We start from the raw sequence: 12,281 nt of genomic DNA, 5'->3' as shown, positions 1-12,281 counted from the left end.
GTATGAAATATAGCAGAAAACAGCATCTAAATTTCTTTATATTTTGACTTAAAAACTTCCAGAAATGTACGGCCGATGGGTATTTCCTGCCGGTTAATTAACACCCTGGTTTTCTGAAATGAAGTAATTTTATCTAATGCCACAATGAACGACTGATGCACACGGCAAAAGCGATTGTCGGCCAGCTTACTTTCTATGGTTTTCAGATTCAAACGCGTTAAATATGGCTTAGGTGTATCTCTGACATATATTTTGACGTAATCCTTCAGACCTTCAATATAAAGCACGTCGTCATAAAAAAGTTTTATCTGCTTGTATTCTGAATGTATAAAGAAAAACTGTCGGTTTTCAGGCAGTAAAGAATCGGCACCTTTTGCTCTCAGCATAAAAAGTTCGAAAGCCCTGTTGGCTGCTCTCAAAAAACGCTCAAAAGGTATGGGTTTCAACAGATAATCTGTAATGTTAAGGTCGTATCCTTCCAGTGCATATTGCTCATAAGCAGTAGTAAATATTACCAGGGGGGGCACGGCCAGTTTTCTTAAAAACTGTGTTCCTGTAAGTGTAGGCATCTGAATATCCAGAAAAATAAGGTCAATCGTATTTTCATCAAGATATGCTGCTGCATCAAGCGCGTTGCTGAATACGGCCTTTAAATCGAGAAATGGAATCTTTCTGATGTCATCAGCTATAATTTCCAGTGCAAAAGGCTCATCATCAATGGCTATGCACCTGATTTTGTCGCGCGATGGGTAGGTACTCATGCCAGTAAATTAATAGTTAGTTCAACACTGAAAAAGCCTCCTATATTTCTGATGTTCAATTCATGTCTGTCAGGATAATGCAGCATCAGCCGCTTTTCAACATTCTGAATCCCGATTCCTGAATCTTCTGCCCTTTCCGGAAAGTTATTGGTAAATATTGGATTTTTCACGAAAAATCTCAGGCTATTGCTATCCGTTGAAAGATTAATTTCTATCCGGCTTTCATGCTGGCTATGCAGCCCGTATTTAAAAGCGTTCTCAACAAACGGAATAAAGAGTAAAGGCTCAATGCTCCAGCGGCTGATATCGCCACTAAAATTAAAACTGACGGAATTCTGCTCCGAGAGCCGCATTTTTTGCAATTCAATGTAATTCTTCAGATGCTCGATTTCTTGTTCCAGAAGTACTTTATCCTGCTTGGCCTGATATATCATGTACCTCAGCAATTGGGAAAGTTTAACAACGGCATCTTCAGTTGAATCTGATTTCTGCCTGGCCAGCCAGCGAATATTATTAAGGGTGTTGAACAAAAAATGCGGGCTTATCTGCAACTTTAACACAGCCAGTTCGGCCGCAGTTTTTTCAAGTGCCATTTGCTGTTTTTCTTCTTTCTGAATACCCCTTTCTTTAATCAGTGCCAGCAATGAGCTGGCCAGAATAACCAACGAAAAAGAAGCCACGGTTCTGAACAACAAAGGAAAAGGTATAAAAGATGGAAACGGCGGCGGAAAATCTCTTCTGAACCTGGTAAAGTCTTTTGGATACATTCTGGCTAAATCAGGTCTTCTGAATGTATCAAATGTAAATTTATTCAGGAGCAGCATCAGAATAAATATAGTGGCCAGCACAAAAACAAATGCCAGTATGTTTTTACGGATAATCAGATTGGGGGTTAAAAAGTGCAGATTCACATAGAATACGGCTATCAGCATACAATCGCTAACCAGCTGCGATAAAGCAAAAGACCTGAAATATGGTTGTTTCCAGAAACCGAAGTTACCGCTGGGCGCAGTTAAAAAAGGCATAATAATGAAGATAATCCAACCTATAATATGCAGCCAGACGGAGTAGCGTTTAAGAAAATTCATTGATTTTAATTGTGGGTATAGAAATACAAACCAAAAACTACTCACAAAAGATTTAATTTAATGAGAACATGGTTGACTTTGTATAAATTCTACCTGATTGTGTAGATAATTTAACCAGCCACTGATTGAACATACACTTAAAAATAAAATATTCTGCTAAAGAAACTTAATTAATACAGGTGGATGGTGGCTCCTATACAACAGTATAAGGCTAAAAGTTTATTTCTTTTATGATAGCTACAAGTGCAAAAAATTTAACAATTTTTTAATACAGTCTACACATTCACTACACTTTTATACACAATGTCTCCAATTCTATGCACGCTGCGTCTATGCCAATGAAAAACAAAGATAATTGAACCACCAATATGAAGAGGCAAATAACACGGTTGCTCATGGGCTTTTTGCTCTGGGCAACTGTTTCGTGCAAAACATCAGCCGATGACATAGACCCAATTAAGGCCGGACTAATTGACTGGACCGCTGAAACGCATGGCAACAAAGTAAGCCCAGACTATGAGGTAGTGTTTCCGCAAGACAAAATTAACACCGTTGAGATTACATTAACTGCCGAGAACTGGGCAGCCATACGCACAGACATGGTTGCAAAGGCAGGAAAAGACTTTGGTACAGGCGGCAACGGCCAACCAGGCGGAGGCCAGATGCCCGGTGGAGGCAATGCGCCACCAGGTGGTAATGGCGGAGGCGGGCTTGACATTATACCCGGTGACCCCATTTATGTTCCGGTTTCGCTGAAACATAACGGAAAAGAATGGTATAAAGTTGGTTTCAGGCTCAAGGGTAATAACAGTTTGTCGCAGGCGTGGTCACAAGGCATATACAAACTACCGTTCAAATTACAATTTGATGAGTTTGAGGACGACTACCCCGAAATAAAGAACCAGCGGTTTTATGGTTTCAAAGAGCTTTCAATGGCGCCAGGGCATAACGACAACTCATTAATGCGCGATAAGTTGGTCTCAGACCTATTCAGGTCGGCCGGTATTCCGGCAGCCCGAACATCGTTTTGCAAGGTTTATATCAACTTTGGCGAAGGTCTGAAATATTGCGGGGTATATACCATGATTGAGGTAGTTGATGACACTATGGTTGCCAACCAGTTTGGCGAAGAAAATGGGAATATATATAAGCCGGAGTCTACATTTCAATCATTTGCTGAGGCCAATTTTGAAAAGAAAAATAACGAGGAAGCAGCCGATTATACAGACGTAAAAAATGTAGTAAGCGCATTAAACAGCACCGACCGCACCACAAGCCCCGCACAATGGCGGGCTAATCTTGAAAAAAGTTTTAATGTAGACCACTTCCTTAAGTATTTGGCTATAAATAATACAATTGTAAACTGGGACGCCTACGGCGCAATGGCCCACAATTATTACCTGTATACACCTGCCAGTACAGGAAAAGTAACCTGGATTCCGTGGGACTTTAACTTATCTATGACCACCAGCGCCGGCAATCAGCAAGGTGGCGGCGCAAACGGTAGAGCAGTATCATTAGAAATGACAGAGGTAGCCAATAACTGGCCCCTTATACGCTATCTGGCCGATGACCCCGTGTACCTGGCTAAATACAAAAGTTATGTAAAAGAATTTGCGTCTACCTACTTTACCAGCGCGCAAATGAACACCATTATAGACAAGCATTATAACCTTATTGCGCCTTATGTAATTGGTGCTGAACCCGAGCAGACAAAATATACTTTTCTTGCAAATGCCTCGGCGTTTACTTCTGCCGTTAGCCAGTTAAAACAGCATGTAGCCAGCAGAACGGAGGCAGTGAAAGCTTACCTTAAATAACCCGGCCGCCAGGGTGTGTATGCCCGCAAGGGCATACCACCTTCTGAATAGCAATTTAAAGAACTTAAAACCAATCTGACTTCAATGCTACCCATAAACAAAAGCGAATCTATAAGCCGGGACTTCATCTTACAGAAAGTAGAACGCCTGACCAGTACCTTTGAGCCGATAACGCTTGTGGAAATGGATAACGTAAAACTGATGGACCGCGTAGATGTAAAGTACATACTACCTCTGCAGGCTTTACCGCAAATTTTAGCAGATGCTCAAAGCCATTACCGGATTCTGGAAGTAGAAAACAAGAGATTGTGCCATTACGAAACACTATATTATGATACGCCTGATTTGCAGTTGTATAATACGCATCTTAAAAACAGGGCAAACAGATACAAAATCAGATCGAGAAATTATGTGGATTCCGACCTGAAATTTTTTGAAATAAAATTGCGTAACAACAAAGGCAGAACCATTAAGACGCGTATCAGGCAAGAAACCATTGGTGCTGAAATTGACCAAGCATCGGCAGACTTTCTAAAGCACTCAACCCCGCTGATGGCCACAGCATTTAAAGGCATGGTGTGGGTAGATTATACCCGTATAACCCTGGTGAGCAGAAAATCGCAGGAACGACTAACAATTGACCTGAACTTAAGTTTCCGGGCCGGTGACAGGCATAGCGCATTTGACAAGATTGCTATCGCCGAGGTAAAACAAAACAAGGCAACAGGTTCAGCGTTTATTGACATCATGAAAAAGTCTCAAATAAGGCAGGGGTCTATCAGTAAATACTGCCTGGCCGTTATCAGCACTTTTGACAACATACCCTGTAATCAATTTAAACCTCATCTTTTAAGAATCCATAAATTAAATAACCAATATGACATTGCTTCAGGAATTAATCAATACGCTTAGGCTGGAATGGCCGGATAATGCCACACTCAGACTACTGGCAAGGCTGAGCATTAATCTGTTTGCCGTTTTTATTCTCATAAGATTCATTTATTTACCCAATTACAAAAAAACAGACCTACTTCTTACTTTTTTTGCTTTTAATCTCATTATCTTTCTCATCACATATCTGCTCAACAAAGTAGAGATGTCTATGGGCGCAGCTTTTGGTTTATTTGCTGTTTTTTCTATGCTAAGATACCGAACAGAGGGTATTTCGGCCAAAGACATGACCTACCTGTTTCTGGTAATATCCATTGGCCTTATAGCTGCTATCAGCCAGAACAACTGGCCATTGCTGGCTATATTTGCCACACTTGTGTTATTTGTAACTTTTCTGCTTGAAAACGGCTGGCTGATAAAAAAAGAGTACTCAAAACAGGTAAGCTATGAGAATATCCGGTTGGTTACACCGAATCATAAGCAGGAACTGCTTGAAGACTTAAAAAACCGTACAGGATTGGATGTCCACCGGGTTGAGATTATTGAATTTGATTTTCTAAAAGATTCAGCCATTATAACCATTTATTATTATTGATTGCCAATATGAAAACCACCTTATGAAAAAAATAATCTTTTTGGCAGCTTTAATGTTGCCCGTTTTAGGACTGGCTCAGGACAAAACCACCAACCTGTGGACAGGACTGAGCCTGAGTAAGTCAATAACTAAAAAGATATCGCTTGAGGCTGATGCCCAATGGCGGCTAACCAATAACCTTAAAACTGCCGGCGCTTACATTGGCGAACTGGGCTTTGCTTATAAATTTAATAAGCATCTGGAGGTAAGCGGATATTACCGATTTATAAGCCGTCGAAAATATGATAAAGGAGACCAGGAGTGGGTTTACAAGCCTTATCATAGGTTTTATGCCAACCTGAACTATGACCGAAAGATTGGTTTTCTGAAATTTGACTACCGCTTAAGATACCAAAATCAGTTTAAAGACGATAATGGCAACTTTGAAAACGACAAAAGCTATCTAAGAAATAAGCTGGAAGTTGCCTACCCCAATAAAACAAAATTTACTCCGGCTATCTCGGCCGATTTGTTTTACCGCATGGGTGAAAAATTTGATGAACTGCGTTACAAGGCAGAAGTTAATTACAAAATAAACAAAAAGCATACGCTCAGTGCCGGTGGATTTATTTCGCACGAATTCGATAAAGCTACCACTAACAACCTAACTCTTTTACTGACATACAAAGTAAAGTTCTGATTAATAAAATACCGTAAAAAATGAGGCTGTCCAAAAAGGGGCAGCTTCTTTTTTGGGTTCAGATAGGAATGATTCGGGTTTTACTAAGCGGCGTAGCGATATTTTATCTCGTAAGATTCAAAAAGTACATAAATAGTCCTATTTTGAGCGGTAGATACTGAATTTTGTTGGTTTTCTTGTTCAGACAGGCGTTTTGCTGCCCACTTTCTCAGATTATGCCCGATAGCCATCAGGCCAAACTCAATACCTACCTTCTGAAGACCCCTTAAAGTAAATCTTGAGAACTTGTTATTACTTTTCATCTGTCCGAAGACAGCTTCTACCTCTATGGGTCTTTTACTTCGGTGCTTAAGTCCTTCTTCTGAGAGTAACCAAGACCTTGCCTTTGCTTTCAGTTCATTAAGTCTGGGATTGACCTCTATTCTTCGGTTGACTTTACTTTTATGGCACATCCCTCTTAAGGGGCATCCATCGCATCGCTTGGCCTGATAATACCTGACACCGGACTCATAGCCATTGCTGCTTGTCCTTTTACCTTGGCCGACACATGCCATTCTTTGACCCATGGGGCATACATAAAAGTCTAAGGCTTTGTTGTAATACAGATTCTGAACCAAAAATGGATTGTTCTTCTGTGATCGTTTCTGCTCTTTATGAAAGTAATTGTACTTCACATACGCTTTTATGGCTTTCTCTTCAAGCCACTCATAGTTCTGTTCACTACCATAACCTGCATCGGCCACTACCTCTGTACTTTGCTTGCCGTATTGCTCCTGAAAACCCTCCAGGTGGTGGGTAAGTGTGGTGGTATCTCCTGCTGTCTGATGGATGCTATAATGGGTAATAAACTGGTTCTCGGTACTAATCTGACTATTATAGGCTGGTTTGAGTTGACCATTCTGCATATGGTCATCTTTGAGTCGCATGAATGTGGCCTCTTCATCGGTCTTGCTATAACTATTCCGCTCGCCAAGCGTCTCCAACTGCTGTTCATACTTCTCTAAGCGGGGCAAGTGTTCATCTTGCAGTTGCTTTATTTGCTTTTGCGCCTGTTTAGTACTACCCTTTTGTTTACTATTCAACTCTGCAAGCTTGTTCTTAAGTTCGGTGCTGTCTATGGGTTTGGGGGTCTCTATTCTATTTAGCTCGCCCTGGTCTTGCTTAATCTGTGATTCTATCTCTGATAAGACAGACTGGATTTTACCTTCCAGTTTAGCTTTGTTCTTCTCTACTGACCCTTTCCATACAAAACTGTAGCGGCCAGAGGCGGACTCTATTTTCGTACCATCCACATACTGCAAATCCAAACTCACATATTGCAATTCATGAAGCATCCGTACTACTGCTGCAAACAGGCTTTGAATATGGCCTTTTAAGCGTTTACCCCGAAAGTAGTTAATGGTCCGGTAATCAGGAGTGCTGTTACCCGACAACCACATCAAGTGAATGTTCTCCTGTAAGGCTTTCTCTATTTTACGGCAGGAATAAATATTCGAAAGGTAGCTGTAGAATAATACTTTCAGGAGCATCCGGGGATGGTAGCTGCTGGTTCCCCCTCCTTTGTATTGGGAAACAAGCATGCTTATATCCAGTCCGTCAACGACTTCGTTCACGAGGCGAACCGGGTGATTCTGTGGTATTCTCGAAAATATATCTTCCGGAAAAAGACTTAATTTATTGGCCGGTAACGATTTAAAATGTATCTTCATCTTCTCTTTGTGTTGCACCTCTAAGATAACACTTTTTAGAGGAACAAAGAAAAATCCCCGCGTCTTTTTTGACCGGGGATTCCTATTTTTTAGACCTTTTTAGACAGCCTCTTTTTAGTTAAAACAGAGATTTTAATACAATATTTTACTTCCTGGCTCGCTATTAATTAAAGAAGTGCCCGTTTTATATACAATTAGTGCGTAAATATACCGGTTGTTTAAGCAATATATGCGTACTGGCTGGGCCTAAATACCTGGATGATAACTTTCGTTTAGTGCAAAAATCTAAAGCTCAAAACCGCAGTGCAGCCATTACGTTTAATCAATTTTCAACAAAAAGTTTGTGAGTGTCAGTTGAAAAGTTTAAATTCGCAAATTATTGATTATCAGCAACTTATCAATAATACCAAAAAACATTTTAAAAACCAAAGAAATGGATTTTCGTACTGAAATAGAAGTTAACCCGTCCAGCTTCCGTATCGGCACAGACTCCAGAATAATGACTGTTGGCTCATGCTTTTCTGATGTCATTGGAAGTCAGCTCTCGGAAAATAAAATTCAATGCTTGTGCAATCCTTACGGCACTGTTTTCAACCCTTTGTCTATCTTTAAATTAATCAGCAATAGCCTTCAAAGTAAACCAATTTTTAAGCATTTAATGGTTGAAAACGCCGGTATCTGGCAGCATTACGATTACCATTCCAGATTTTTTGGCTCATCAAGAGAAGAACTGGAAGAGCTTTTATATGAAACAAACAGCAAATCGCAACAATTTCTGAAAAAGGCTAATCTGCTGATCATTACTTTTGGTACAGCCATTGTGCATCAGCTAAAAGAAAACGGCGCAATAGTTGCCAATTGCCACAAAGCACCTGCCGCGAACTTTAAAAAAGAAATGCTGAATATGAAGGATATTATTCTGCGTTTCAGGGCCATGTATGAAACTCTGAAAATGTACAATAATAAAATTAAAATTCTGCTTACGGTAAGTCCGGTCAGGCATACCCGTGAAACACTTCAGCTAAATTCGGTAAGCAAAAGTATTCTTAGAACCGCCTGCTATGACATTGAAGAAGAGTTTAACGATGTTCATTATTTTCCGAGTTATGAAATCATGATGGACGACCTGCGCGACTACAGGTTTTATAAAGCAGACATGATTCACCCGAATGAACAGGCCGAAAAATATATATTCGAGAAGTTTTCTGAGACTTATTTTACAGATGACCTCAACAATTTTTTGCAGGAATGGCATAAGTTACAAATGTCTCTTAATCACAGGCCGATTCAGACCGACACTCCGGCGCACCAGAAGTTTCTGGCTGATTTATTAAAAAAAATAGATGGTTACAGTGATAAATTTGATGTATCAAGTGAAAGAGAAAAAGTTTTGTCTCAATTAGTAGCTGCCTGATAAGTAATTTCTGTTTGAAACATCCACACTTTTAATGTTCTGCTCGAATCATTCTGCTTTTGCATTCTGTTTACCCTGGTTATAATTCCTGCTACATTTACAGGTTTGAAAGTATTTGCCCGGGCAGTTGAAAAAGAAAGTAAGCAGCCATAAAAGAAATATCATTATAAGTAAGAAGCGTTGCCCGACTGTTTGTAATATCTATTCTGACAGTTGATTTGCAGCGCTTTTTTTGTGAACTTTGCAGCGTTGCTATTGAGGATTACAACCTTAAAAGCAGCAGTAACCTGCTTTTAAAATGGCTCAATAAATGGCCAAGCAGTAAACTAAAAAGTAGTTATACTTGTTGCATTTACAAGTACGACAAAAGTATTTACGAACTATATACCATTGCATGGGAGAATTTACTATCACTAAAGAAAAAATACTTCAAGCCCTGAGTACAGTTGAGGAGCCGGATTTAAAGAAAGACCTGGTAACCCTTAACATGATACGAGATATAACCGTAGGTGTTAATCAGGTAACTTTTACAGTTGTTTTAACTACACCTGCCTGCCCACTTAAAGAGTTAATCAAAAAAAACTGTACAGATGCCATACATAGTCATTTTGGCAATGGCATAGAAGTAAACATTAACATGACGGCGGATGTTACCTCAATCAGGAACAATGCCCCGCTACTTGATGGTGTAAAAAACATAATAGCCATTTCGTCGGGTAAAGGCGGTGTGGGTAAATCAACGGTTACGGTTAATCTGGCAATGGCTCTGAAAAAATCCGGAGCCAGGGTTGGTATTATTGACGCTGATATTTCAGGGCCGTCTATTCCACTGATGTTTGGCGCTGAAAACATGCAGCCGTTGATTTCGCAGAAAAACGGCAAAAATATGATTTCACCCATTATGCAGTATGGCATAAAGATGATATCTATTGGTTTTCTGACACCCCCAGATAGTGCCGTTGTGTGGCGTGGACCTATGGCCAGCCAGGCTTTGCGTCAGTTTTTTGGTGATGTAGACTGGGGTGAACTGGATTATATACTCATTGACCTGCCGCCCGGAACAGGCGATATTCACTTAACACTGGTGCAAACAGTGCCTTTAACCGGAGCCGTGGTGGTTACTACCCCACAAAAAGTAGCACTGGCCGATGTAAACAAGGGTATATCCATGTTTCGTCAGCCTCAGATAAATGTGCCAATTTTGGGTATTGTAGAGAATATGGCCTATTTTACACCCGCCGAGCTACCAGACAACAAATATTACCTATTTGGAAAAGATGGTGGAAAAACCATAGCCGAGAAATATAATGTGCCTTTACTTGGCCAGATTCCGATAGTGCAGAGTATCAGAGAAGGCGGCGATGAAGGAAGACCAATTATGATGGACGACGAACCCATTACCAGCGAAGCGTTTAAATCTACTGCTGAGGCGCTTGCTCAACAGGTAGCCATCAGAAATGCCTCAGGGCAAAAAACAGCAAGAGTAGAAATCAGATAAAAAATCAAAGGGTCTTTAGTGAATACAAAGGGCCCTTTAATTTTTACTCTTGCTCTTCTTTTTCTATTGACTGGTCGTTTTCATCTACAATTACAAAAACGGTTTCGTCTGTTTTTTTCATCAGGTATTTTTCGCGGGCAAATTTCTCCATTGCGTCAGCGTTGCCCATTACTTCTTTTTCTTCTTGCTTCACTTTTTTTAGGGCTTCGGCATAATATTCTTTCTGATTTTCAAGCTCGCGGTATTTCTGCCAGAGCCTGAATTGAGAAATCAGATTACTGCCATCAAAAAAAGCAACCCAAATAAGTAAACCGGTTGCGGTAAGTACATAAAAACGATATTTATGCAGAAAAGCAGGTACATAAATTTTCATTGGCTATACAGAATTTTGTAAGAAAGAAGCCCGGAGCTGGGACATTTCAATCAATCAGGAATGTTAATTGCACGTTTATGTATCAAAAATAGAAATAATGAAATAAAAAACAAAAAGGCACTGCAACAATTTTATGCGCAGCGCCTTTTATAGAATTAATATTCTTTATCAGAATTTCAAGCCCGGGAAGTAAGCCAACTCACCCAATTCTTCTTCAATACGAAGCAACTGGTTGTATTTAGCCATACGGTCTGAACGTGAAGCCGAACCGGTTTTTATCTGGCCTGTGTTCAACGCAACTGCAAGGTCTGCAATGGTTGAATCTTCAGTTTCGCCAGAGCGGTGCGACATAATGCTCTTATATTTGTTTCTGTGCGCCAGGTTAACGGCATTGATAGTTTCTGTCAAAGAACCAATCTGATTCACTTTCACAAGAATAGCATTGGCAATACCTTTATCAATACCTTCCTGCAAGCGGTTTACGTTAGTAACAAAAAGATCATCACCTACCAACTGGCATTTGCCGCCGATAAGTCTGGTTTGTTCTGCCCAACCTGCCCAATCGTCTTCTGCCATACCGTCTTCAATTGAAACAATCGGGTATTTATCAACCCATGTTTGCCAGTAAGCAGCCATTTCATCAGAATTAAGCTGTTTGCCATCAGATTTTTTGAAAGTATAAAGACCGGTTTCTGCATTGTAGAACTCAGATGCGGCTGCGTCCATAGCAATGAACACATCTTCACCCGGTTTGAAGCCGGCTTTTTCAATTGATTGCAACACGATTTCGATAGCCTCTTCATTCGATTTGATGTTTGGTGCAAAACCACCTTCATCACCCACGTTTGTTGAGTATCCTTTCGATTTCAATACTTTTTTAAGGTTATGGAAAATCTCGGTTCCCATTCTCAACGCTTGCGAGAACGAGTCAGCCTTAGCTGGCATAACCATAAACTCCTGAAAATCAATTGAGTTATCGGCATGCGAACCACCGTTCAGGATGTTCATCATTGGCACCGGCAATGTATTGGCATTAACACCACCCAGGTAGCGGAACAAAGACAAACCTGCTTCATAAGCAGCTGCTTTTGCAACCGCCAAAGAAACACCAAGAATAGCGTTAGCTCCCAGATTTCCTTTGTTTGGTGTGCCGTCAAGCTCAATCATGATTTTGTCAATCAAACCCTGCTCAAAAACATTGGCGCCCAAAATTTCAGGTGCTATTGTATTATTTACGTTGGCAACGGCCTTTAAAACACCTTTACCTACGTAAGTTTTAGGATCATCATCTCTTAGTTCAACTGCTTCATGTACACCTGTAGAGGCGCCTGAAGGTACAGCGGCACGTCCCAAATAACCGTTGTCGGTTAGGATATCTACTTCTACGGTAGGGTTTCCTCTTGAATCAAGAATTTGTCTGGCGTGTACTCTAACAATTTGGCTCATAATTCAA

General features: G+C 40.4%; 11 protein-coding genes. 6 read left to right on the top strand and 5 right to left on the bottom strand.

Annotated elements, in window-relative coordinates; genetic code table 11:
• Nucleotides 1-26: 26 nt before the first annotated feature.
• Both MB380_RS08255 and MB380_RS08250 read right to left on the bottom strand, forming a co-directional pair.
• Nucleotides 27-761, bottom strand: a complete 735-nt coding sequence (locus tag MB380_RS08255; RefSeq protein ID WP_253534473.1) for a LytTR family DNA-binding domain-containing protein — start codon at nt 759-761, stop codon at nt 27-29.
• Nucleotides 758-1,849: a sensor histidine kinase gene (locus tag MB380_RS08250; protein WP_253534471.1), complete on the bottom strand. Its 1,092-nt coding sequence runs from the start codon at nt 1,847-1,849 to the stop codon at nt 758-760. Before MB380_RS08250 ends, MB380_RS08255 begins: the two co-directional genes overlap by 4 nt.
• 368 nt (nt 1,850-2,217) lie before the next feature.
• On the opposite strand from MB380_RS08250, the gene MB380_RS08245 reads away from it, so the two are divergent.
• The 4 genes from MB380_RS08245 to MB380_RS08230 all read left to right on the top strand — a co-directional run bounded on the left by MB380_RS08245 (nt 2,218) and on the right by MB380_RS08230 (nt 5,834).
• Entirely contained in the window at nt 2,218-3,669 is a 1,452-nt protein-coding gene (locus MB380_RS08245; RefSeq protein ID WP_253534470.1) for a CotH kinase family protein, read from the top strand.
• Between the two features lie 84 nt (nt 3,670-3,753).
• Nucleotides 3,754-4,581, top strand: coding sequence for a polyphosphate polymerase domain-containing protein (locus MB380_RS08240; RefSeq protein WP_253534468.1), 828 nt, complete (start codon nt 3,754-3,756; stop codon nt 4,579-4,581).
• The gene (locus MB380_RS08235) at nt 4,547-5,155 is read left to right on the top strand and encodes a DUF4956 domain-containing protein (RefSeq protein WP_253534466.1); all 609 of its coding nucleotides are present in this window, start codon (nt 4,547-4,549) and stop codon (nt 5,153-5,155) included. The genes MB380_RS08240 and MB380_RS08235 overlap by 35 nt, the downstream gene beginning before the upstream one ends.
• Nucleotides 5,156-5,177: 22 nt before the next feature.
• The gene (locus MB380_RS08230) at nt 5,178-5,834 is read left to right on the top strand and encodes a DUF2490 domain-containing protein (protein WP_253534464.1); all 657 of its coding nucleotides are present in this window, start codon (nt 5,178-5,180) and stop codon (nt 5,832-5,834) included.
• Nucleotides 5,835-5,917: 83 nt separating this feature from the next.
• Here MB380_RS08230 and MB380_RS08225 read toward each other — a convergent pair whose 3' ends face one another.
• On the bottom strand, nt 5,918-7,543 hold the full coding sequence (locus tag MB380_RS08225; protein ID WP_409014641.1) for an IS1182 family transposase: 1,626 nt from the start codon (nt 7,541-7,543) through the stop codon (nt 5,918-5,920).
• A gap of 433 nt (nt 7,544-7,976) precedes the next feature.
• On the opposite strand from MB380_RS08225, the gene MB380_RS08220 reads away from it, so the two are divergent.
• Entirely contained in the window at nt 7,977-8,957 is a 981-nt protein-coding gene (locus tag MB380_RS08220) for a GSCFA domain-containing protein (protein WP_253534462.1), read from the top strand.
• Nucleotides 8,958-9,351: 394 nt separating this feature from the next.
• Nucleotides 9,352-10,455, top strand: a complete 1,104-nt coding sequence (locus MB380_RS08215) for an Mrp/NBP35 family ATP-binding protein (protein ID WP_253534454.1) — start codon at nt 9,352-9,354, stop codon at nt 10,453-10,455.
• A gap of 43 nt (nt 10,456-10,498) precedes the next feature.
• Here MB380_RS08215 and MB380_RS08210 read toward each other — a convergent pair whose 3' ends face one another.
• The gene (locus MB380_RS08210) at nt 10,499-10,828 is read right to left on the bottom strand and encodes a septum formation initiator family protein (protein WP_253534452.1); all 330 of its coding nucleotides are present in this window, start codon (nt 10,826-10,828) and stop codon (nt 10,499-10,501) included.
• A 168-nt stretch (nt 10,829-10,996) separates the two neighbouring features.
• The gene (gene eno / locus MB380_RS08205) at nt 10,997-12,274 is read right to left on the bottom strand and encodes a phosphopyruvate hydratase (protein ID WP_253534450.1); all 1,278 of its coding nucleotides are present in this window, start codon (nt 12,272-12,274) and stop codon (nt 10,997-10,999) included.
• Nucleotides 12,275-12,281 lie beyond the last annotated feature (7 nt).

It is taken from the genome of Emticicia sp. 21SJ11W-3, assembly GCF_024138715.1.
GTDB lineage: Bacteria > Bacteroidota > Bacteroidia > Cytophagales > Spirosomataceae > Emticicia > Emticicia fluvialis.
Note: the sequence above shows the minus strand (reverse complement) of the source record. Positions and strands in the feature narration are given on the sequence as shown.